Source organism: Asanoa siamensis, assembly GCF_016862555.1.
GTDB lineage: Bacteria > Actinomycetota > Actinomycetes > Mycobacteriales > Micromonosporaceae > Asanoa > Asanoa siamensis.
This window is the reverse complement of sequence record NZ_BONE01000079.1, coordinates 14778-36386: the sequence shown is the minus strand read 5'-3', so window position 1 is coordinate 36386 and position 21609 is coordinate 14778. Positions and strand designations below refer to the sequence as shown.

The window sequence follows — 21609 nt, the reverse complement described above, 5'->3', positions numbered from 1 at the left end:
AGGGCGTGTCACAGGACACCAAGGACATCACCACGCTGGGCCGCGGCGGCTCCGACACGACCGCCGTCGCGCTGGCGGCCGCCCTGTCGGCGGACGTGTGCGAGATCTACACCGACGTTGACGGTGTTTTCACGGCCGACCCGCGTATCGTGCCCAACGCCCGGCACATCAAGGAAATCACCTACGAGGAGATGCTGGAGCTCGCGGCCTGCGGCGCCAAGGTGCTGATGCTGCGGTGCGTCGAATACGCGCGGCGCTTCAAGGTGCCGATCCACGTCCGCTCGTCCTACACGCAGAACCCCGGCACCATCGTCACCGGATCAATGGAGGATCTTCCCGTGGAGCAGGCACTGATCACCGGCGTCGCTCACGACCGGAGCGAAGGGAAGATCACGATCGTCGCGGTCCCGGACGAGCCGGGCGCGGCGGCCAAGATCTTCGAGACGGTGGCCGGTGCCGAGATCAACATCGACATGATCGTGCAGAACATCTCGACGGGCCAGCCGGGCGCGCACCAGAGCGGCCGCACCGACATCTCGTTCACGCTGCCCCGCTCCGACGGCCCGGTGGCCATGGCGGCCCTCAACCGGGTGCAGTCCGAGATCGGCTTCGAGACGCTGCTCTTCGACGACCACGTCGGCAAGGTCTCCCTGATCGGCGCGGGCATGCGCTCCCACCCGGGCGTCGCGGCCAAGTTCTTCGCCTCCCTGGCCGAGGCCGGCGTCAACATCGAGATGATCTCCACCTCGGAGATCCGGGTCTCGGTCGTCTGCCGCGACACCGACCTCGACGAGGCGGTCCGGGCCGTACACGATGCTTTCGATCTCGGTGGTTCCGAGGAAGCGGTGGTCTACGCGGGGACCGGGCGGTGAGTCCCGTGTCCGGTCTGCCTTCCCTAGCGGTTGTCGGCGCGACCGGAGCCGTCGGCACGGTGATGTGCGAGTTGCTGTCCTCCCGCAAGAACGTCTGGGGCGAGATCCGCCTGCTGGCGTCCGCGCGGTCGGCGGGCCGCAAGGTCTACTGCCGGGGCGAGGAACTCACGGTCCAGGAGCTGTCGTCGTCCTCTTTGGAGGGCGTCGACGTCGCGATGTTCGACGTGCCCGACGAGGTGTCGGCGGAGTGGGCGCCGCGGGCGGTGGCCCTGGGCGCGGTCGCGGTCGACAACTCGGCCGCGTTCCGGATGGACCGCGACGTGCCGCTGGTCGTGCCGGAGATCAACCCGGAGCAGGTCCGCAACCGGCCGAAAGGCATCATCGCCAACGCCAACTGCACGACGCTGACGATGATCGTGGCGATCGGGCCGCTGCACCGCGAATACGGGCTGCGCGAGCTGGTGCTCTCGTCCTACCAGGCGGTGTCGGGGGCCGGGCAGGTCGGCGTGGACACGCTGCACGACCAGCTCAGCAAGATCGCGGGTGACCGGGTGCTGGGCTCGCGCTCCGGCAACGTCCGCCAGGCGGTCGGCGACGACCTCGGGCCGTTCCCGGCCCCGATGGCGCTCAACGTCGTGCCGTGGGCGGGCTCGCTGCGCGACGCGGGTTGGTCGTCCGAGGAGCTGAAGCTCCGCAACGAGTCCCGCAAGATCCTGGGCTTGCCCGACCTGAAGGTCTCGGCGACCTGCGTCCGGGTGCCGGTGGTCACGGGCCACTCGGTCGCGGTGCACGCGGTCTTCGGCGCCGAGGTGACGGCGGAGGGGGCGCGCGAGGCGCTCCGCAACGCACCGAGCGTGATCCTGGTCGACGACCCGGCCGCGGGCGAGTTCCCGATGCCGATCGACGCGGTAGGCACCGACCCGTCCTGGGTGGGCCGCATCCGCCGCGCGATGGACGACCCCCGGGCGCTGGACCTGTTCGTGACGGGCGACAACCTCCGCAAGGGCGCGGCACTCAACACGGCCCAGATCGCGGAGCTGGTGGCAGCGGAGCTGACCGCGAAGTAGGTCCGGGACTTTGCCTCCCGCGGCGGTATCGGCTATGCCTCAAGTTCTGCGAATTGCGTAGAGGTCATGGAGGGCGGTGCGCACGAGCGCAAGCGAGAACGGCAGTCTGATGTGAGGGCGTCACTGACTTGTAGGTGCGTCGTTGCAGCGAAGCGACGGATTGAGTGGATCTCGGCAAGTCCGTACTATCGTGCGGTGTGGTGGACTCGTCGACGATTGCATTAGCGGCCGTAATCACCACAGGCTCTGTGGGCCTGATTACTCCGATAATCTCTGCAGTCGTTACGCTCGAAGGTAAGCGTCACGACCGGCGCATAGCCAATGACGGTCGCGTTTGGGCCGAGAGGTCTCGGCTCTACAAAGACATCTCCGTATGGGCGAGAAGCCTGCGTGTGCTGCTTCAGTCTACTGAAACTGCGCCGATTAGTCCGCCTGCCACGCTTGACGAGAGTGTGAAAGCCGAATTACATCTTTACGGTTCGCTTCGCGTCAACGCGATGATTCTTGGTCTCGAAGGGTCGTTGCCTCGCGCATGCAAGATCCAGCTTACGAAGCAAGAGCGTCAGTCGATGATCAAAGGCACCGGGTTTCTTGATACCCTCGGTAGGGTCTTCACTGATGGCGATTCGTATCGACGAGACGCCAGAGCCGCCGTAGAAGCTCTTCTTCTCGCGCTCCATGACGAGATAAACGAGCCCGAGTTAAGACTCTCGCTGCGAGAGCGGATCGTTAAAAGCGTTATCGGAGACTAGCCAACCGGCGCCGTGCCACCAGAGACTTCGCCGAGCAAGCCCAACCGACCCGAATGCGAGGCGGCACCGGTTGGCGCGGGTTCGATGCAGCCGATCCGTGTCTCGATCATGACGACGGTCTGGTTGCGGCCTCGCAGCGGTTGGTCAGTCCGGGCCGGTGGTGTCGATGTGAGCGGCCTTCGCGCGTGCCCCGGAGTCCCAGTTGAGTTCGCCGGGCTCCATCCGCCCAGGATGCCGGCGTGTTCGAAGTCCAGGCGCAGCGTGTCGTGCACGATTTTCTGATGACGACGTCGTGTGACACCAGGAGCCAGGGAATTCCGTCGTAGTGCCATAACCACTAGTTCAAGCCGGGATTAAACCGTCCAGGGTGGCGGCGAACGCGGTCTCCGCTGTGGTTGGCGGTCGTCCGCCACCAGCCCATTCGAAGCCGGGTCGCTGGTTCATCGGTGCAGTCTCTCCACGTCGTCAAGCGCGGCGCGACGGATGGCCTTGCTTTCGTGACACGGCCGAGCGCGACCGCCTGCCTGGACCCACGACCGAGTATCACCCGGTGGTCCGTCGATACCGCGGCGTCGAGCGGCCCGCCGACCCCGTCCTCGCCGAGATTGAGTTGCGCCACCATTGCCGACATTCGTGATTCCTGAGTGCTCGGCTGCTAGAAGCCCGCGACCCGCGGATGTGCGCGGCCGGTAGCGACCTGTTCGGGCTCGAGCGTCGCTCTCCCCAGAGGGACCGCCCTTGCGTCCTTTCAGTGGCGCTCGCCGCCAACCAATCCAAAGGAGAAGGGCGTTGATGCGCCCAGGTGCGATCTTGAGGTGGTGGACATCGCGGGCGCGGGCTGATCAGGTGGCAACGGACGCTATCGTCGGCGCCGCGGACGGCCTGATTCTGCTGGGGTTCGCTCGCCTTCCTGATCGGCCGTTGACACTCCGTGGCGCGGCTCAAGCCGCCGTTATCGCCGTTGTGGGCTCGCTGTGCCTTTTCTTGATCGTCTCGCCGATCGGTCAGGGCTCGTCCCTGCCCTCAGTGGTTGGTATCGGTTCCCTTGCTCCTAGTCGTGTTCGACTGGGGTGGCCGGTGGTCGCTCGCGCGTAGGACCGTCGCGAAGATCAACGAGCCGCTGGCTGGCGTGGCCCGGCCTCCGGCGAGCGTCACGAGCCCTTCGCCCGGTCCGGCTCAGCGGATGCGCAGCTCATGCCACCAGGCGAAGGCTCGCAGCAACGGGCCGACAGCCGGGGTAGCCGGTTCCTGAGTTGTCCTGTCGAGGACGGCAGCCCGCCTCGTAGCAGCCCGAAGGTTGGATGTCGCGTCGGGTGTAGCCGACCGGGTATTCGGGCAGTGACGAGCGGTGTCGCCATAATGGGCGTGTGTCCCTCGAATCGACTCGTGATGAAGTCGCTCGACTTCTCATCACGGCCGTCCGGGAGCCGGGAAGGTCGTATCCGGATGGCGCTGACGACGCGGAGATAGCTGACCTGCGCCGGATAGTCGGACGCCCGTTGCCTACCGAGCTGGTGGAGTGGCTGCGGTTGTGCAAGGGCGACGCGATCGGGCCGGGCGGTCTGTACGGGGTGCCGCACGACGGCCACGCCGACGACATCGCGTCTGTGCTCGCATCCTTTCCTGGCTGGCGGGATCGTGGGTGGCTGCCGGTGGCCGGGGACGGGAGCGGCGACTACTACGTGCTCATCACCGACGGGAAGCTGGCCGGACACGTAGCCTTCATCGATCAGAGCGACTTCGACGCGCTCGGCTACATCGTGGCCACCACCATCTGGACCTTCGTGCGGTCTCTCCTCCTTGCCGACGCAGGCGACCGGCGCTGGCCGTTCGACCGCGGCCACGTCCTCGGGCTCGATCCGGCGATGGCCCACGTCCCGGCTGCCCTGCTGCCGTGGGGCGACGGCCGGTGAGCGGTCCGTACACGGAGATTTGTGGGCTCGGGATCGTCGTCGAAGACGAGATCGACTGCCTCCGCAGCGGGGCAGCTTCAGTGTCGGTCCTTCGTGGCGCCACCTGTCGGTTCGTCGTGGAGGGTTATGCGGACGACGACGCGAAGGGTGACTTCCACGCGGCTGTGCGACCTTCCTCGCGGTCGACGAATCGGCCCTGATGGCGGCCGGGCCGGACATATTCGCCTGCTACCAGGACGTTGCGGCGGAAGGTGGCGACGAGGGTGGCTTCCCGTCGATCGCCGGACCTGACGAGGTGTGGGACTACGTTGACCTGGCCGGCGAGGTGACGGTTCGGCGTGACACCGATGCGGCGGGACCGGTGTGCCTGTCGCTGGAGTGCGAGTGTGACTGGGAGCCCGAGCACGGTCTGCAGATCGTCTTTCGAGAGGGTCGCACCGTGATCAAGGTTGGCGCCTCCGACGGGCACCTCACCAATGCGAGCGCCTACGGCCGCGACGATCTCCGGGACCTCGTCTACCACCCGGTCGGCTAGTCCAGGCAGCGGACGTGTACGGCGATTTGTTCGAGGTGCTGACCGCTCGTGGAGCAGTGCAGCACGTCAAGCTCGACGCGGCGAGGACTGTCCGAGGTCAGTCAGGTTGGGGTAGGTCGAACCGCCGTGGAACCGATCTCCCTGCTCTCCTGGTTCGACCAAGTCACCGTCCCAACGAGCGAGCAGGCGGCCACCGCCACGATTCGCCATCGGCGCGGCGATCGCGGTGGCATTAGGCGCGTCGCCGATCGTCGTGAGCAGGTGAGCAGGCTAGGCAAGCGACCTGCGCGGGGCCGCCGGGTGGAGGGAGGCCTGCAGGGCCTTGGCGCGGGCGCGTTCGCTTGTCTGCTCCGTCGAGAAGGAGAGATCCACCGCGCGTTCCGCCGCTGCCATCGCTTCCGTGTGGCGGCCCGCCGCGTCCAGGGTGCGGGCCAGGACCTCCGCGCCGATCACCCGGCTGCGGACGTCTTCCGCCGGGACCGCGGCCGCGCGTTGGGCCCAGTCCAAGGCCTGCTCGCAGCGGCCCGCAGCCAGCAGCGCCGCGGCATAGGTGGCCATCGCCTGTTGGCGGGAGAACAGCAGCGACGGCGCGCCGCTCGCCGAGGCGATCGGGGCCAGCAGGCCGATCGCCGTGGTCGTGTCGCCGGCCCGGGTGCGGGCCGCCGACAGCAGGACCCGTGGGCCCACCTGGGCCGGCGCCAGGGGGTTGTGTGGCTCGACCGCGGTCATCACCGACCGCGCGTCGGCCTCGGCCGCGTCGACGTCGCCGCGGTCCAGGGCCACGAAACCGCGAAGCGTGCCCGCCATGCCCATCAGCAGCGGGTGGTTGATGCGGTGGGCGTAGGACACCGCGTCGGTCAGGAGGTCGCTGGCGTGCTGCGGCTCGCCGAGGCCGCGGGCCACCACGCCCCGGACGACCAGGGAGAAGCCGCGGCCCCAGTCGTCGGAGGCGGCGGCGAAGTCGCGGTAGGCGCGGCGCGCCTCGCGGTCTGCCTCGGCCAGGTCGCCGAGTTCGGCGGCCGCGAACGCCTCCACCGCGCGGAGCGTGCCGACCGCCCACGCCTCGCCGACGCGTTCGCCGAACGGCAGGAAGATCCGGGCGAGCCGGCGGGCCTCCGACAGGCGGCCGGCGAGCAGCCGCGCATAAGCGGTGGTGCCGCGCAGCCAGGCCCGCCCGACCGGGTCGCCCAGTTGCGCGAAGAGCCGGGCCGCGCGCGCCAGCACCGCGTCGGCGCCGGCGAAGTCGCCGCGGGTCGTCGTGACCCAGGCCAGGTTCTGCAGGGACCAGGCCTGGCCGCGCTCGTCACCGGCCGCGACGTTGACCTGGTAGGCCGCCGCGAAGCGGCTGCTCGCCTGCGCCAGCTTGCCCTGCAGGAAATCGGCCATGCCGAGGCGGCGCATCGCCTCGGCGCGCGGCCCGGGCAGGTTGGCGTCGGTCGCCACCTGGAGCGCGTCGCGCCACATCACCTGCGCCCGGGCGAAGTCGCCGAGCGAACGGTGGGCCCGGCCGGCCAGCAGCAGCGCACCCGCGCGGGCGGCCGGCTCGGCGGAGTTGGCGGCGATCTTCTCGGCGTACGCCAGCGCGTCGTTGACCCGGCCCGTCTGTTGCAGGGCCCGCGCGTGTACCAACCGGTCGGCCGTCGGCAGGGCGTCCCCGGCGAGCTTCGCCTCGCGTTCGGCGTATTCGACCGCCGTCGTGGGCTCACCGGCGGCAGCCGCGCGCCGCGCGGAACGGCTCAGGGCCGCGATCCCCAGGGGTACGACGGTCCGGGCGGGCGCGTCCGGCCGCAGTCCCACACTGTCGGCGAGGGCGACCGCGCGCTCGGCGTGGTGGGCGATGAACGCGTCGCGGTCGCCGTCGGACCAGTTGCCCGGGTCGGCCGCCGGACTGTCGACGGACACCGCGCGCCGGCCGACGACCACGTCGGACACCGCGTGGGGCTCGGCCCAGCGGGCCAAAAACGCGTGCCGCTCGGCCAGGTCGGCCTTGCCGATGCCCGAATAGGCGGCCTCGTGCATCAGCGGCGTGCTGAACGCGTAACCGGCCCGGGTGCGCTGCAGCATGCGACGCTGCAGCAACTCGTCGACCGCCCGCTCCAGCTCGACGGCGACGACCGCCGCCGGGCGGCCGGCCCGGCCCGCGTAGTGCTCGCGCAGCGCCTCGAGGGTGCCCCGCGGCACCTGGTCGCCGATCACCGCGGCGTCGCGCAGCACGGCCCGGGCGTCGCCGGGCAGCGCGTCGATGCGGGCTGCCAGGACGGCCGCGAGGTCGCGGGAGAGCAAACGGCTGGTCAGCGAGCCGGGCGCGAGCCGCCAGCGCTTCTCGCCCGGCGAGCCGTCGACGCTGACCTTGGTGAGCGCGCCGCGCTCGATCAGCAGCGTGACCAGCTCGGCCAGGTAGAACGGGTTGCCCTGCGCGGTGGCCAGCAGGCCGTCGGTGTCGGGCTGCGGCAGCTTGCCGCCGCTCAGATAGGACGAGAGCAGGCGGGACGCGTCGGCGCCGCGCAGCGGCGGCAGCGTGACCACCTCGGCGTCGGCCAACCGGGTCAGCGCGCCCGCGGTGCGGACCAGCTCGGGGCGGCCGAGCAGCAGGACCAGCACCGGGCCGGCGAGCCGGGACAGCATGACGCCGAGCGCCTCGATGGTCTCCGGGGTGGCGTCGTGCAGGTCGTCGACGACGATCAGCAGCGGAGTCTCGGCCGCCAGGCCGCTCAGCAGCGCGGCCACCGCGCCCGGCACGGCGTCGGCGCTCGGGCCCTCGCCGGTGAACTCGCCCGGCTCGGGCTGGATCGCGGTCGGCAGCTCGCCGTATCCCATCAGCGCGAGCAGCAGGTCGGACGCGACGGCCGGGGCGTCGGGGAGCCGGGCGAGCCGAGTGGTCAGCCGGCGGAGCCGCTCCTCGGCCACCGCGCGGGTGGGCGGCGTGCCGTTGTCGGCGGGAGCGCCGATCGCGGCGCGAACCAGGTCGGCCAGCGGCGCGAGCCGGCGGCGCTCGCCGAACGCGGCACACCGCACCGAGAGCACCCGGGCGCCGGTGCGGGTGGCGAACCGGCCGGCGCCGACGTCGTAGCCCGCGGCCAGCCGCTCGGCCTCGCCGGCGAACCGGGTCTTGCCGACGCCGGCCTCGGCGGTCATCAACATGACGGTGGGCTGGCTCTGGTCGACGACCTCGGCGATCCGGCCGGCGATGCGGCCGAGCTCGGCCTCGCGGCCGACGAACGGCGCCTCGTCGCCGAGGCCGGACCGGGTGCCGGGTGCGTCGTGCAGGCCGAGCAGCTCGTAGGCCTCGACCGGGTCGCGCTTGCCTTTGAGCCGCAGCGGCCGCAGCTGCCGCCACGAGGCGACCCGGCGCGTCGCGGCGAACGTGCTGGCACCCGCGTAGACCGCGCCGACCGCGGCCGCGTCGGAGAACCGGGCGGCGGTGTTGACCGTGTCGCCGATGACCGTGTATTCGATCGCGGCCTGGATGCCGGCGACCACGTCGCCGGTGTTGAGCCCGACCCGCAGGCCGAGCGGGGCGCCGCCGCCACGCTCGTCGTCGAGCACGCGGCGCACCGCGCGCTGCATCGACAGGGCGGCCCGGACGGCGCGCTCGGCGTCGTCCTCGTGCGCGACGGGGGCGCCGAAGACGGCCATGATGCCGTCGCCGGTCAGCTTGTCGACATGCCCGCCGAACGTCTTCACCGCGCCGGCGAGGGCCGCGAGCACGCGGTCGGTGACCGCACCGACCCGCTCGGGGTCGACATTTTCGGACCAGGAGGTGAAATCAGACAGGTCGCCGAAGAGGACGGTAACCACCCGGCGCTCGGCGGCGGGCAGGCTCGCCGCCGCTGGCAGGGCGGCTCCGCAGTTGTGGCAGAAACGGGCGCCTGGGATGGCGACCGTGCCGCACACAGGACATGTCACGGTCCATCCAACCCCTGTGACCCCCGTCGCGATTCCCGGGTCGGCACACCGAGATAGGCGAGTTGGGCCTGGACCGACCAGGTCGCGGCCGGCCAGAGCGAGGGGTCGACGTCGGCGTAGACGACGGAAACGACGTCTTCAGCCGTTTTTGCACCATCTGCGACAGCCTGGCGGACCTGGTCGAGCCGGGCCTGGCGATGGGCCAGGTAGAACCGCGCGGCGACCGCGCAGTCGGCCAACGCGGGGCCGTGCCCGGGCAGGGCGAGATGCCCGGCATAGGCGGTCAGCAGCGACAGGCTGGACAGGTAGGCGCCGAGATCTCCGTCGGGGTGCGCCACCACCGTGGTGCCCCGGCCGAGGATGGTGTCGCCGGTGAGGACGGCCTGCTCACCGCCCGCCGAAACCACGAAACAGACCGAGTCGGCGGTGTGCCCCGGCGTGGGCACGGCGTTGACGGCCAGGCCCGCCACCTCGCGCGAGCCGAGGTCGCGCACCACCGGAGCGCCGGTCAGCGCGGCGAACCGGTCGAGACCCTCGACGTGGTCGGGGTGACCGTGGGTGGCCAGAATCGTGCCGATCGGACCGTGTGCGGCGATCGCCCGCAGGTGCCCCTCGTCGAGCGGGCCGGGGTCGACGACCACGGCGGGAGCGCCGGGCGCGGCGCGCAGCACCCAGGTGTTGGTGCCGTCGAGCGTCATCGGACCCGGATTGGGCGCCCGGACGAGGGTGGCCCACTCCGGCAGGCGTTCCGCCAGGGCCGCCGCCGGAGTGGTCACGTGGGCCGTCATGGGTGCGATCGTACGACCGCCGTACGACGGGAAGGTGAACCGCAGGTCAGGCGGTCGCGACCTCGACGATCGCCTCGACCTCGACCGGGGCGTCGAGCGGTAGCTCGGCGACGCCGACCGCACTGCGGGCGTGCCGCCCGGCCTCGCCGAACACCTCGCCGAACAGCTCCGAGGCGCCGTTGACGACGGTCGGCTGGCCGGTGAAGCCCGGCGTCGAGGCGACGAAGCCGACGACCTTGACCACCTTGACGACATATTCGAGGCCGACCAGGGCGTCGATCGCGGCCAGCACGTTGAGACCGCACTGGCGGGCCAGCTCGCGGGCCTTCTCGGCGGTGACCTCGGCGCCGACCTTGCCGGTGGCCAGCAGCTCGCCGCCGGCGACCGGGAGCTGGCCGGAGATGTAGACGTAGTTGCCCGACTGCACGGCCGGCACGTACGCGGCGACCGGAGGCACGACCTCGGGCAGGGTGAGGCCCAGCTCCGCGAGCTTCTCGTGCGGAGAGGTCACGACTTCGGCCGCTTCATGTAGGCGACCAGCTGCTCCGGGTTGGGGCCGGGAATGACGGAGACCAGCTCCCAGCCGTCCTCACCCCAGTTGTCCAGAATCTGCTTGGTCGCGTGGACCAGCAGCGGCACGGTCGCGTACTCCCATTTCTGCATGCGGCCGAGGTTACCGGTGCCGATCAGGGCGGGCCGAGGTCGGCTACCCTGCTCGGCGACGGCTCGACGGAGGACTGGGGAGACCATGACGGTGCCGCCCGAGGGACAGGAGAGCCGACCCGACGAGGGCGCCGAACGCCCCGCCGTGCCGCCGCCTCCGCCGCCGCAGGCGAGCCCCGCGCCGCCGCCACCCACACCCGAGGCAGGCCCGGCCCCTGACCAGCCGCCAGCGCCGCCCTCGGCCGCCCCGCCGGCCCCCGCCCCGGCGCCGCCCGCCGCCCGGGACCACGAGGCCGAGCCGGACCGTACGCAGGAGATCAGAACCGCCCCACCGGCCCCGATCAGCGCACCACCCACACCGGCCCCGCTCTGGACACCCCCGGCCTGGAACCCGAACGAGCCGCAAACGGCGCCGACCCAGCCACCCGCGCCGACCCAGCCAGCCGCGCCGACCCAGCCACCCGCGCCGACCCACCAGACCCCGCCGATGCCCGTCGAGGCGCCACAAGGCAACGCCATTCCCTGGCCCACCGCGCCCGACGTACCCCCGACCGCTTATCCACCACCCCCGAAGCCCCGCCGGCGCGGCCTCCTGATCACGGCGATCGCACTGGCCGCGCTCCTGCTCTGTGGCGGTGGCGGCGTCACCGCCTTCCTCGTGCTCCGCGACGGCGAGACCGGCGAGGGCGCGGCCGAGCCCGTGGCGGCCGTCGAGAGCTTCCTCGACGCCGTCTACGTCGACCAGAACGCGGCCGCCGCCGCCGCGCTCGTCTGCTCCGACGCCCGCGACCAGCGCGTCCTCCAGGACAAGATCGAAGAGGTGCAGCGGTACGCGCGGACCTACCCGAGCCCCAGGTACCGCTGGGACCCGCCCAAGGTGGAGCAGCAGGACGCCACCCGGGCGGTCGTCTCGACCCGGCTGACCGTGCTCACGGCCGACGACCGCAGCGCCGCCCAGCAGCTCCGCTTCACGCTCGTCCAGCAGACCGGCTGGTGGGTCTGCGACGTCGGCTGACCTGTCCGCTTACGCTTGCATCGTGACGAGACCCGCGACCGGCCGGCGTGCCGACCTCTGGCCGGCGCGGTTGCACATCGTGACCGGCAAGGGCGGCACGGGCAAGACCACCGTCGCCGCCGCCCTGGCCCTGGCCCTGGCCGCCGGCGGTCGCCGGACGCTGCTGGTCGAGGTCGAGGGCCGGCAGGGCGTCGCCCAGCTCTTCGGCACGCCGCCCCTGCCCTACGAGGAGCGGCGGATCACCGGTGCGGCCGGCGGCGGCGAGGTCAAGGTGCTGGCCATCGACGCCGAGGAAGCGCTCCTCGAATACCTCGAGATGTTCTACCGGCTGGGTGCCGCGGGCCGGGCCCTGCGCCGGCTGGGCGCCATCGACTTCGCCACGACCATCGCGCCGGGCCTGCGGGACGTGCTGCTCACGGGCAAGGTCAAGGAGTCGACGACCCGGACCCACAACGGCCATCGGGTGTACGACGCGGTCGTGCTCGACGCGCCGCCGACCGGCCGGATCGGCCGCTTCCTCAACGTCACCGCGGAGACCGCCAAGCTCGCCAAGGTCGGGCCGATCAAGACGCAGAGCGACGGCGTCCAGGCCCTGCTCCGGTCGCCGATGACCGCCGTACACGTGGTCACACTGCTCGAGGAGATGCCGGTCCAGGAGACGGTCGACGCGATCGACGAGCTGACCAGGCTGCGGATCCCGGTCGGGCAGGTGATCGTCAACGAGGCGCAGACGCCGCTGGCCGCCGTCGGCAAGGTCACCCAGGCCGAGTTGCGCCGCGGGCTGACCGCCGCCGGCCTGCCCACCGACAAGGCCACGGTGACCGGCCTGTACGCCGAGGTCCGTGATCACCGCACCCGCCAGGAGCTGGAGGACTCCCTCCGCGGCGACCTCGCCGAGCTGGGCCGGCCGGTGCTGGAGCTGCCGTTGTTGAGCGGTGGAGTGGATCGCGCGGGCCTCGACCTGCTCGCCGCCGCGTTGTTAGCTGCTCCGACCCCATAAACTCGGGCATGTGTCTTCGGATCTACACCCCCCGCGGCTGGACGTCGACCGGATCCTGAGTGATCCGGGCGTCCGCATCGTCGTCTGTTGCGGTTCGGGTGGGGTCGGCAAGACCACGACGGCCGCCGCCCTGGCCCTGCGGGCCGCCGAGCAGCACGGCCGGCGCACCGTGGTGTTGACCATCGACCCCGCCCGCCGGCTGGCCCAGTCGCTCGGCCTGACCGAGCTCGACAACACCCCCCGCCCGGTCAAGGGCGTCAGCGAGGGTGGCGACGGCTCGCTGCACGCGATGATGCTCGACATGAAGCGCACCTTCGACGAGGTGGTGCTCGCGCACACCGATCCGGCGAAGGCGGCGGAGATCTTCGCCAACCCCTTCTACCAGGCGATGAGCTCGACCTTCTCCGGTACGCAGGAGTACATGGCCATGGAGAAGCTGGGCCACCTGCACGCCCAGGGCGAGTGGGACCTGATCGTGGTGGACACCCCGCCCTCCCGGTCGGCGCTCGACTTCTTGGACGCACCGGCCCGGCTGGGCCGGTTTCTCGACGGCAAGATGCTGCGCCTGCTGCTGGCACCGGCCCGGGCCGGTGGGCGCAGCGTGTTCGGCCTGGTGACGGCGTCGTTCGGGGTGTTCTCCAGGGTCGTCCAGAAAGTTCTCGGGGCGCAGCTCTTGACTGATTTGTCAGGGTTTGTTGCTGCCCTCGACTCGATGTTTGGCGGCTTCCGTCAGCGCGCCGAGCAGACCTTCCAGATCCTGCAGGCCGACGAGACGGCGTTCCTGGTCGTCGCGACGCCGGAACCGGACGCCGTCCGCGAGGCCTCCTACTTCGCCCGCCGGCTGGGCGAGGAGCGCATGCCGCTGGCCGGCCTGGTCGTCAACCGGGTGCACCGGAGCCAGGTGCCCGGGCTGGGCGCCGACGCCAGCCTGGCCGCCGCGGCCGGGCTCGACGAGTCCGGCGAGCAGGCACCGACGGCGGAGGCGCTGCGCATCCACGCCTCGCTCGCGGCGCTCGCCGACCGGGAGCGCGCGGTCACCGCCGGCTTCTCCGCCGAGTTCCCGCACGTGCCGACGGTGGCGGTGACGGCGCAGCCCGCCGATGTGCACGACATCGACGGGCTGCGGACGATCGGCGCGGCTATCAGCCAGCCATGACTGGCGACTTGTCCTTGTTGCGAAGCGCGGCCTCGAACATCTTGCGCCAACTGGCCACCTGCGGATGGCGCCGCAGCAGGGCCCGCCGTTCGCGCTCGGTCATCCCACCCCAGACGCCGAACTCGATGCGGTTGTCCAGCGCGTCGGCCAGGCACTCGTATCGCACCGGGCAACTCCGGCAGATCCGCTTCGCGACGTTCTGCTCGGCGCCCTGTACGAAAAGCGCGTCCGGGTCTCCGTTCTGGCATGCCGCCAAAGTCGGCCAGTCCGTGATCATGCCCATCAGTCCACGTCCCCCCTTGCAGTCCGCTGCCGAACCCACCCCGACCTCGAGTCGGCAGGTGTTGCCCCCGGTCACCCGCCAATCCGTATCCCCCGGGAAACGGCGGGTGGCGCGCGATACTCGCCGGACCATCATGCTCCGTAGTCGTCTGATTACGCAACGTTGTCAGATAAATACATCACAACTGGGACACTCTTCGCCTACCCGATAACGGGCCGGCCAAGATGTCCCGTACGCGGAAAATCTTGGTTGGATTCGGTCAAAAGCCAACACGAGCCACAGCAGTCCGGCAGAATCCTCAAGGCCGGTTGCGACCGGTCGCCGGAGCGTGCGCATAACACATCAACGAGGGCGCCCCCGGAAGGACGTGCCTGCCGGCGCGTCGTCTTTTGCCGTCTCATGTTGCCTGCGAGGTTGTCGCCCCTAACGCGGGACGCGAGATTGTTGTGCGTTCCCGTACCCTGGCGGGGTGAGTGAGCCGAGTGCGCAGGCTGGGAAGCCCCGCAAAAAAAGCTGGATGCGGCGACGTGATCACAACATTTTCGCCAACGCCGCATCGCTGATCATCTGTGGCGTGCTCGCCGGGGTGGTCGTCGCGGCCGCCGCGTTCCCGGCGGTCGCCATGTCCGGGCTGGCCGCCAAGGCGGGTGTCGAGACCTTCGACAAGCTGCCCACCGAGCTGACTCTCAAGCGCCCGCCGCAGATCAGCTACATCTACGCGCGCAACGGCAAGACGCCGCTCGCGACGATGTATGACGAGAACCGGCGCGACGTGCCGCTCAAGGAAGTCGCCAAGACGATGCAGCAGGCGATGATCGCCGCTGAGGACCACGACTTCTACAAGCACAACGGCGTCGACATCAAGGGCATCGGCCGGGCGTTCGTCGCCAACAACCAGGCCGGCGAGACCACGCAGGGCGCGTCGACCCTGACGATGCAATACGTCCGGCTCGCGATCGCCTACTCGGCGACCGACCCGCAGGACGTGGTCGCCGCCACCGAGGACACCCCGCAGCGCAAGATCCGGGAGATGCGGTACGCGCTCCAGATCGACAAAGAGCTGGGCAAGGACGAGATCCTCGAGCGCTACCTCAACACCGCGCCGTTCGGCAGTGGCGCCTACGGCATCTACGCCGCGGCCCAGGTCTACTTCTCGAAGCTGCCCAAGGACCTCACGGTCGACGAGGCCGCCATGCTCGCCGGCATGGTGAAGGCCCCGACGCTGTACGACCCGACCACCGAGAAGGGCTACCCGTACGCGGTCGACCGGCGCAACTACGTCATCGACAACATGTTCGAGATCGGTGCGATCACCGCCGAGGAGCGCGACAAGGCCAAGGCGGTCAAGCTGACGGTCAAGGGCAAGCGGGCCCCCAACGGCTGCGTGGCGACCACCAAGAACAGCTGGGGCTTCTTCTGCGACTTCTTCTACCGCTGGTGGATGGACCAGGAGGCGTTCGGCGCCACCACCTATGACCGCGAGCGGCGGCTCAAGAGCGGCGGCTACAAGATCGTCACGTCGCTCGACCCGGGTGTGCAGGACGCGGCCAAGGCCAATGTGGAGCAATACTACAAAACGGCCAAGAACCACCCCAACGCACTGATGGTCGCGGCCATCGAGCCCGGCACCGGTTACGTCCGCGCGCTGGCCGTCAACCGCAACTACAAGCTCGACGCGGCCGACAGCGCGCAGAACGGGCTCTCCACCGACCCGGCCAAGAAGAAGCGCAAGGTCCGCGGCACTTACCCCAACACGACCAACCCGCTGTTGTCGGGTGGCGGTGACATCACGGGCTATCAGGCCGGCTCGACCTTCAAGATCTTCACGCTGGTGGCGGCCCTCGAAAAGGGCTATCCGCTGGGCTACACGATCAATGCGAAAGAGCAGTACCAGTCGAAGTACATCGTGGAGTTCAACGGGCCGAGCGCCTGTCGCGGCACCAACAAATACTGTCCACAGAACGCCAGCAAGAGCATGGCCGGCGTGCACAACATGTGGTCCGGCTTCGGTCGCTCCGTGAACACGTTCTTCGTGCCGCTCGAGGAGCAGGCCGGCGCGGCCAACGTGGTCGACGCCGCCAAGCGGATGGGCATCAAGTTCCGTTCCAAGAGCGACGCGCGGTACGCCAACAACAAGGACTACGCCGACCAGTGGGGTGCCTTCACGCTGGGCGTCTCGTCGACGACGCCGCTCGACCTGGCCAACGCGTACGCGACGCTGGCCGCCGACGGCACCTACTGCGAGCCCAACCCGGTCGTGGAGATCGTCGCCCCGGACGGCGCCAAGCTCGACGTGGCCAACTCGCGCTGCCGCAAGGCGCTCGACGTGCAGGTCGCGCGCGCGGCCGTCGACGCGGCCCGGTGCCCGCTGGGCGACCGCTCCTCGACCTCGCGGTGCACGGGCGCGACGGCCGGCAACGTGCGCGACGTCGTGGGCTTCCCGGTGGCCGGCAAGTCCGGCACGACCGACGGTGAGAAGACCGCGTCGCTGGTCACGATGACCAAGCAACTCTCGGTGGCGGGCATCCTGGCCGACCCGGACTACGCGGACACGCCGCACGACATGGAGCACGGCATCGTCAACCCGGCGGTCTACGAGACGCTGCGCGACGGCATGCGGGCGATGAAGGTGCCGAGCAAGAATTTCACGCCACCCGGCACGAGCAAGATGATCAACGGTGACCAGCGCTCGATCCCGAACGTCGAGTGCTCCTCGATCGACTCGGCCCGCTCCCGGATCCGAGCGGCCGGCTTCGAGGTCGACGTCGACAACAGCCCGGTCGACTCGCGCTGCCCGGCGGGCACCGCGGCCGGCACGTCGCCGGACGGCCGCACGATCAAGGGCGGCGTGGTGGTCATCCAGGTCAGCAACGGCAAGGGCGGCGGTCCGGGCGGCAACCCACCGGGCAACGGCCCGGGCCGACCCGGCACGGGCAGACCCGGCGGCTGACGGAGCGCCGGCGCGGCACGGCGCGGGCGCGGCGCCCGTGCCTCCGCGCCGGCCCGCGGGCGTGATGTCCGTGCCTCCGCGCCGGCCCGCGGGCGTGATGCCCGTGCCTCCGCGCCCGCCCGCGCGGGCGCGGGCCGAGAAACCGCAGGCCAGACAGGCTCGTCGGTGTCTGCCGGCGGGCTTGTTCCCGTTCCGCCCGCATCGTGAGACCGCTCACCCAGCATCCGGGATGACCCGGTTTGTCCCTACACTGCGCGCCGCACGCCGCGACCGCCCGGCTACAGTCGGTAGGCTGCGAAGATCCCTCGACTTCGCGGTACGTCACCGACCAGAGAGTTGCCGTGCTGGAGCAAGAACGCATCGTCCGCGACGTGACGGCGCGCCTGACCCGCGCCTCGTCGGCGGAGGACGCCTGCCGGGTGACCGTGACGACACTCAGCGCCCACACCGGCGCGATGTCGGCTGCCCTGCTGCCCGTGCGTGACAACCTGCGCTGCATCGCGGCGTCCGGCGCGTGGCAGGTGTTCACCACCGTGCGGGCGGGCCGCGGCGTCTGCGGCCGCGCCTTCCGCACCGGCCGGACACAGACCGTCACCGCTGTCAGCGCGGATCCGGATTACATCCCGGTCGGCGCCCAGGGCGTACAACTCGAGGTCAGTGCCCCGCTCCTGGACACGACCGACCGGCCGATCGGCGTGCTCAACGTCGAGTGGCGGACCGCCGTGGACGTGGACAACGCCCGCGCGGTGGTCGAAGCGGTGGCCGCCTGCCTCGGCGACCGGATCACTCGGCTCGGGGGCCCGCCCGCCGAGAACAGCAGCGAGAAGCTGCTGCGGCACGCGGGCGCGCTGACGACGGCTGCCACCGAGTGGGAGCTGATGGCGGCCGCGAACGACGCCGCCCGCGACCTGTCGGGCCTCGACGCCGCGGTGCTGGTGATGGGCGACGGCGAGCGGATCCGGGTCGGCATGCCGACCGTGCTCCCCAACGACTTCGAGGCCAGGCTGCGCCAGGTGATGGCGGGGCTGCCCGAGTCGACGCTGCTCGAGATGGTGATGCTGGCGCACAGGCACGGCTCGTCGTACACCCTGGGTGAGAAGGACCATTGCCCGCCGCAGGTCTATCGGCCGCTGCTCGCCGCGGGCGTGGCGACCCTCATCGGGGTGCCGGTCGGGCCCGCGGACGCGGGCGGCGTCATGTTGATCGCCGACGAGCGCACCATGGAACCCGACCCGTCGACGGTCAACCTGATGGAGATGCTCGCGGCGCACGCCTGGGCCAACCTGGACCGCCTGCGTACGCTCGCGCAGTTGCGGGAGTTGGCCATGTCCGACCCGCTGACCGGATTACGGCACCAGGGCCCGTTCAACGAGCGGATCCGCTCGGCCACCCCGGGCCGCACGGCGCTGCTGGCGATCGACATCGACCAGTTCAAGGTCATCAATGACACGTACGGCCATCAGGAGGGCGACGCGGTCCTCGTCGCCCTGTCCCGTGCGCTCAAGCACGCGCTCCGCCACGCGGACGAGCTGTTCCGCCTCGGCGGCGACGAGTTCGTGGCTGTCCTGGAGGTGCGCCACCCGAGCGAGGCGATGACGATCGCGGACCGCCTGACGGCGGCGGCCCGGGCGATCGGCCGTACCGTGAGCATCGGGGTCGCCCTGGTCGACGAGGACGAGCCACCGGAACGCGCCCTCCGCCGCGCGGACGCGGCGATGTACGGCGTCAAGCGCGACGGCCGCAACGGCGCCCGCCTGGCCCCGGGAGCCTCGACGGGCCGCACGGCTTAAGTCGAGCACGGGGCAACGGGGCAGGCCGCCGGCGCATAACCTGCGCCCATGCTGACGACGACCGATGATGCGGCCCCCACTTTGCCGGCGGCGACTCCGCCGCGTGGATGGCGCGTCCTGGCGGTGGTGGGGCTGCTCGGCGCGGGCGCGATCCTCGGCGCCGGCGGCATGTGGTTGGCGGACGACCCGTACCTGGCCCGGACCGAACACCTCGTCGGCACGGTGACCTGGTCGAACCAGGAGACCCGGCTGGTCGCCTTCCGGGCCGACGGAGACGAGCAGCGCCGCTACCCGTCGAAGGGTGACGTCTTCTACTCGATCATCGCGGACAACTGGGAGGACGCCGGCGGCACGGTGCACGGCGACTCGACCTACCCGACGTGCCTCGCCGAAGCCGCGGATGTCCATCGCCGCGTCGAGTTGGACGTGCTGCACCGCGCCACCGCGGGCCAACACGTGGAACACGTCGCCGTACACGTCCGCTGCCTGGACTGACGGCAGCGACCGCGACGCGCCGCCGGACCCTGGCATGATCAGCGCCGTGGCCGAAGCCCTGGAACTCATAGTCGGGCGTCCCCACGGTGACCGCGTGACAGTGCGCGTCCTGGGACGGGTGCACGCCGACGCCGACGACCACTGGGACGGCAACTGGCTCCGGTTCACGATCGACGGCCTCGACCAGACCGACCTCCCGGCAATGGTGTCGGCCCTGGTCGCGATCGAACGGGCCTACCCGCTCCTCGGCGGGCGCTGAGTCACTGCCCCGTGCGGCCGTCGACGCACTCGCGGAGCAGGTCGGCGTGGCCGCAGTGGCGGGCGTACTCCTCGATCATGTGCACGACCACGCCGCGCACCTCGAAGGGCTCGCCCGGGACGAAGGTCTCGTCGAGGTCGGCGAAGCGGGCGTAGACCTCGCGCGCGTAAGCCACTTCGCGCCGCCACGACTCCCACGCGTCCGCGACGCACTCGGCCGTCCCGACGGCCCCGTCGAAGTCGAGGTCGGGCTCGTCCGCGGTGGAGTACAGCGCCGGCAGGTCGCCCTGCCCGCCGAGCGTGCGGCGGAACCAGTGGTGCTCGATCTTGGCGAGGTGCCGGACCAGTCCCAGCAGGCTCATCGTGCTCGGCGGGATCGACCGGGTCGCGAGCTGGTCCGGCGTGAGCCCGTCGCACTTCATCTCGAAGGTCATCCGGTAGTGGTCGAGGTACTGGCGCAGCGTCGTCACCTCGCCCACCGGCGGTTCGTCGGTGTTGCGCGGGTCGTTCGCGGGGTCAACCCAGAAGACGCGGCGGGCGCGTGCCGATGGCGCGGACATGCCGGCAGCCCAACAGACGCGGCCGATCCTGGCAAGGTCGTGGAAACGAGTCAGGACCGGTCTCTCTGGCGAGAGAACCGGTCCTGGGCACATGGTCGGGGTGGCCGGATTCGAACCGACGACCTCTTCGTCCCGAACGAAGCGCGCTACCAAGCTGCGCCACACCCCGATGCGTGCCGGGCAATACTAGCCCACCGCCCACCCGGGTCAAATTCGGTATGGCGGTGTCAGCGGGGGATGAGCGTGAGCAGCGTCGCTTCCGGGCGGCAGGCGAAGCGGATCGGGGCCGTGGGGTGGGTGCCCAGGCCCGCCGAGACGTGCAGCCAGGACGTGCTGCCCGGCCAGTGGTGCAGGCCCCTCGCCATCGAGCGGGGCAGGTCGCAGTTGGTCACCAGGGCGCCTACGAAAGGCACGCGGACCTGGCCGCCGTGGGTGTGGCCCGCCAGCAGCAGGTCGAAGCCGTCGCGGGCCATCTCGTCCAGGACGCGGGGCTCGGGCGTGTGGGTCAGCGCCACGCGCAGGTCCGCCGCCGGTGAGGCCGGGCCCGCCACCGAGGCGTAGTCGTCGCGTTCGACGTGCGGGTCGTCCACCCCGACCAGCTCGACGAGGCGTCCGCCCGCCTTGAGCGTCGTACGCGCGTTGTTCAGGTCCGCCCAGCCCGCACCCGTCAGCACCGCGCGCAGCTCCTCCGACGGCAGTTCCACGCCCTGCACGTACTCGCGGTCCTCGTCGAAGTAGCTCAACGGGTTCTTGAAGACCGGCCCGCGGTAGTCGTTGGAGCCGAAGACGAACGCCCCCGGCACGTCCAGCAGCGGCTGCAAGGCCCGCATCACACCGGGTACGGCGCCCGGGTTGGCCATGTTGTCGCCCGTTACGACCACGAGGTCCGGGTCGGTGCCGGCGAGGCCCGCCACCCAGCGCTGCTTGCGCCGCTGGTCCGGCATCATGTGCAGGTCGGATAGGTGCAGGACGCGCAGCGGCTCGGCGTCGGTCGCCAGCACCGGCACGTCGAACCGCCGGAGGGTGAACAGGTTGCGTTCCACCAGGGACGCGTAGGCGAAGGTGGCCGCTCCGGCCGCCGCCGTGCCGGCCGCCAGCCGGAATACCGTGCGCTTTCGCATGGGTTCCAGGGTAGTTTGTGGCTTCATGAGCACGCTCAAGGACGTCCTCACCACCGACATGCGCGCGGCCCTCAAGGCCCGCGACGAGATGACGACGTCGACCCTGCGGATGGCCCTGGCCGCGATCGGCAACGCCGAGGTGGCCGGCAAGGAGAAGCGCGAGCTCACCGACGACGAGGTGCTCGGCGTCCTCACCAAGGAGGCCAAGAAGCGCCGCGAGGCGGCCACCGCCTTCGCCGAGGCCGGTCGGGCCGAGCAGGCCGCCAAGGAGACCGCCGAGGGTGAGGTGCTCGACCGCTACCTGCCCAAGCAGCTCTCCGACGAGGAGCTCGCCGAGCTGGTCTCCGGTGCGCTGGCGCAGGGGGCGTTCACCGGCAAGGCGCAGATGGGGCCGGCCATGAAGGCCGCCCAGGCCGCCGTGGCCGGGCGGGCCGAGGGCGGCCGGGTGGCGGCCGAGGTGCGGCGCCAGCTCGGCTAGCGGCGAA

The 21609-nt window shown here is 70.9% G+C and carries 20 protein-coding genes and 1 tRNA gene; 13 read left to right on the top strand and 8 right to left on the bottom strand.

Features of this window, described 5'->3' with window-relative positions:
- From Asi02nite_RS33270 to Asi02nite_RS33250, 5 genes are all read left to right on the top strand, one after another.
- On the top strand, positions 1-872 hold an 872-nt coding region (locus tag Asi02nite_RS33270; RefSeq protein ID WP_203717980.1), incomplete at its 5' end, for an aspartate kinase.
- A gap of 5 nt (positions 873-877) precedes the next feature.
- Positions 878-1939 carry an aspartate-semialdehyde dehydrogenase gene (locus Asi02nite_RS33265; RefSeq protein WP_203717979.1) on the top strand — a complete coding sequence of 354 codons (1062 nt, stop codon included), beginning with the start codon at positions 878-880 and terminating at the stop codon, positions 1937-1939.
- A 200-nt stretch (positions 1940-2139) separates the two neighbouring features.
- A complete protein-coding gene (locus Asi02nite_RS33260; RefSeq protein WP_203717978.1) occupies positions 2140-2691 on the top strand; it encodes a hypothetical protein in 552 nt (183 codons plus the stop codon).
- Between the two features lie 1367 nt (positions 2692-4058).
- Positions 4059-4604 (top strand): SMI1/KNR4 family protein, encoded by a 546-nt coding sequence (locus Asi02nite_RS33255; RefSeq protein ID WP_203717977.1) that lies wholly within the window; start codon positions 4059-4061, stop codon positions 4602-4604.
- A 199-nt stretch (positions 4605-4803) separates the two neighbouring features.
- Positions 4804-5139 (top strand): DUF6985 domain-containing protein, encoded by a 336-nt coding sequence (locus Asi02nite_RS33250; RefSeq protein WP_203717976.1) that lies wholly within the window; start codon positions 4804-4806, stop codon positions 5137-5139.
- A gap of 270 nt (positions 5140-5409) precedes the next feature.
- On the opposite strand, the gene Asi02nite_RS33245 is transcribed toward Asi02nite_RS33250, so the two are convergent.
- The 4 genes from Asi02nite_RS33245 to sp36 are packed head-to-tail and all read right to left on the bottom strand — an operon-like array spanning position 5410 to position 10496.
- Positions 5410-9045 carry an adenylate/guanylate cyclase domain-containing protein gene (locus Asi02nite_RS33245; RefSeq protein WP_203717975.1) on the bottom strand — a complete coding sequence of 1212 codons (3636 nt, stop codon included), beginning with the start codon at positions 9043-9045 and terminating at the stop codon, positions 5410-5412.
- Positions 9042-9833 (bottom strand): MBL fold metallo-hydrolase, encoded by a 792-nt coding sequence (locus Asi02nite_RS33240; RefSeq protein ID WP_203717974.1) that lies wholly within the window; start codon positions 9831-9833, stop codon positions 9042-9044. The genes Asi02nite_RS33245 and Asi02nite_RS33240 overlap by 4 nt, the downstream gene beginning before the upstream one ends.
- Before the next feature lie 46 nt (positions 9834-9879).
- Positions 9880-10344: a RidA family protein gene (locus Asi02nite_RS33235; protein WP_203717973.1), complete on the bottom strand. Its 465-nt coding sequence runs from the start codon at positions 10342-10344 to the stop codon at positions 9880-9882.
- On the bottom strand, positions 10341-10496 hold the full coding sequence (sp36, locus tag Asi02nite_RS33230; protein ID WP_203704381.1) for a Sp36 family protein: 156 nt from the start codon (positions 10494-10496) through the stop codon (positions 10341-10343). The genes Asi02nite_RS33235 and sp36 overlap by 4 nt, the downstream gene beginning before the upstream one ends.
- An 85-nt stretch (positions 10497-10581) precedes the next feature.
- Here sp36 and Asi02nite_RS33225 point away from each other — a divergent pair, with 85 nt between their 5' ends.
- From Asi02nite_RS33225 to bagB, 3 genes are read left to right on the top strand one after another with little or no spacing between them, the layout of a single operon-like run.
- Positions 10582-11511, top strand: coding sequence for an Rv0361 family membrane protein (locus Asi02nite_RS33225; RefSeq protein WP_239127368.1), 930 nt, complete (start codon positions 10582-10584; stop codon positions 11509-11511).
- A gap of 22 nt (positions 11512-11533) precedes the next feature.
- Complete coding sequence (gene bagA / locus Asi02nite_RS33220) at positions 11534-12511, top strand: ATPase BagA (RefSeq protein WP_239127365.1); 978 nt, start codon at positions 11534-11536, stop codon at positions 12509-12511.
- A gap of 10 nt (positions 12512-12521) precedes the next feature.
- A complete protein-coding gene (gene bagB, locus Asi02nite_RS33215; protein WP_203717972.1) occupies positions 12522-13667 on the top strand; it encodes an ArsA family ATPase in 1146 nt (381 codons plus the stop codon).
- Here bagB and Asi02nite_RS33210 read toward each other — a convergent pair.
- A complete protein-coding gene (locus tag Asi02nite_RS33210) occupies positions 13654-13950 on the bottom strand; it encodes a WhiB family transcriptional regulator (protein WP_203704386.1) in 297 nt (98 codons plus the stop codon). The two genes, bagB and Asi02nite_RS33210, sit on opposite strands and share 14 nt — an antisense overlap.
- Before the next feature lie 517 nt (positions 13951-14467).
- On the opposite strand from Asi02nite_RS33210, the gene Asi02nite_RS33205 reads away from it, so the two are divergent.
- From Asi02nite_RS33205 to Asi02nite_RS33190, 4 genes are all read left to right on the top strand, one after another.
- Complete coding sequence (locus Asi02nite_RS33205; protein WP_203717971.1) at positions 14468-16900, top strand: penicillin-binding protein; 2433 nt, start codon at positions 14468-14470, stop codon at positions 16898-16900.
- A 344-nt stretch (positions 16901-17244) separates the two neighbouring features.
- A complete protein-coding gene (locus tag Asi02nite_RS33200) occupies positions 17245-18690 on the top strand; it encodes a diguanylate cyclase (RefSeq protein WP_203717983.1) in 1446 nt (481 codons plus the stop codon).
- Positions 18691-18738: 48 nt separating this feature from the next.
- Complete coding sequence (locus Asi02nite_RS33195) at positions 18739-19185, top strand: hypothetical protein (protein ID WP_203717970.1); 447 nt, start codon at positions 18739-18741, stop codon at positions 19183-19185.
- A 94-nt stretch (positions 19186-19279) separates the two neighbouring features.
- Entirely contained in the window at positions 19280-19444 is a 165-nt protein-coding gene (locus Asi02nite_RS33190; protein WP_239127363.1) for a hypothetical protein, read from the top strand.
- Between the two features lies 1 nt (position 19445).
- On the opposite strand, the gene Asi02nite_RS33185 is transcribed toward Asi02nite_RS33190, so the two are convergent.
- From Asi02nite_RS33185 to Asi02nite_RS33175, 3 genes are all read right to left on the bottom strand, one after another.
- On the bottom strand, positions 19446-20003 hold the full coding sequence (locus Asi02nite_RS33185) for a DinB family protein (protein WP_203717968.1): 558 nt from the start codon (positions 20001-20003) through the stop codon (positions 19446-19448).
- A 92-nt stretch (positions 20004-20095) separates the two neighbouring features.
- Positions 20096-20172 (bottom strand) — tRNA-Pro (locus Asi02nite_RS33180).
- Between the two features lie 58 nt (positions 20173-20230).
- Positions 20231-21124: a metallophosphoesterase gene (locus Asi02nite_RS33175; RefSeq protein ID WP_203717967.1), complete on the bottom strand. Its 894-nt coding sequence runs from the start codon at positions 21122-21124 to the stop codon at positions 20231-20233.
- 25 nt (positions 21125-21149) lie between these two features.
- Between Asi02nite_RS33175 and Asi02nite_RS33170 the strand changes: the two genes are divergently transcribed.
- On the top strand, positions 21150-21602 hold the full coding sequence (locus tag Asi02nite_RS33170; RefSeq protein ID WP_203717966.1) for a GatB/YqeY domain-containing protein: 453 nt from the start codon (positions 21150-21152) through the stop codon (positions 21600-21602).
- Positions 21603-21609: the final 7 nt, after the last annotated feature.

What these genes read in the sequence shown, in the direction of transcription:
- Asi02nite_RS33195 (WP_203717970.1), top strand. Translation starts at nt 18,739, where the DNA reads ATGCTGACGACGACCGATGATGCGGCCCCCACTTTGCCGGCGGCGACT.
- Asi02nite_RS33170 (WP_203717966.1), top strand. Translation starts at nt 21,150, where the DNA reads ATGAGCACGCTCAAGGACGTCCTCACCACCGACATGCGCGCGGCCCTC.
- Asi02nite_RS33250 (WP_203717976.1), top strand. Translation starts at nt 4,804, where the DNA reads ATGGCGGCCGGGCCGGACATATTCGCCTGCTACCAGGACGTTGCGGCG.
- Asi02nite_RS33240 (WP_203717974.1), bottom strand. Translation starts at nt 9,833, where the DNA reads ATGACGGCCCACGTGACCACTCCGGCGGCGGCCCTGGCGGAACGCCTG.
- Asi02nite_RS33205 (WP_203717971.1), top strand. Translation starts at nt 14,468, where the DNA reads ATGCGGCGACGTGATCACAACATTTTCGCCAACGCCGCATCGCTGATC.
- Asi02nite_RS33185 (WP_203717968.1), bottom strand. Translation starts at nt 20,003, where the DNA reads ATGTCCGCGCCATCGGCACGCGCCCGCCGCGTCTTCTGGGTTGACCCC.
- Asi02nite_RS33210 (WP_203704386.1), bottom strand. Translation starts at nt 13,950, where the DNA reads ATGGGCATGATCACGGACTGGCCGACTTTGGCGGCATGCCAGAACGGA.
- sp36 (WP_203704381.1), bottom strand. Translation starts at nt 10,496, where the DNA reads ATGCAGAAATGGGAGTACGCGACCGTGCCGCTGCTGGTCCACGCGACC.
- Asi02nite_RS33225 (WP_239127368.1), top strand. Translation starts at nt 10,582, where the DNA reads ATGACGGTGCCGCCCGAGGGACAGGAGAGCCGACCCGACGAGGGCGCC.
- Asi02nite_RS33175 (WP_203717967.1), bottom strand. Translation starts at nt 21,124, where the DNA reads ATGCGAAAGCGCACGGTATTCCGGCTGGCGGCCGGCACGGCGGCGGCC.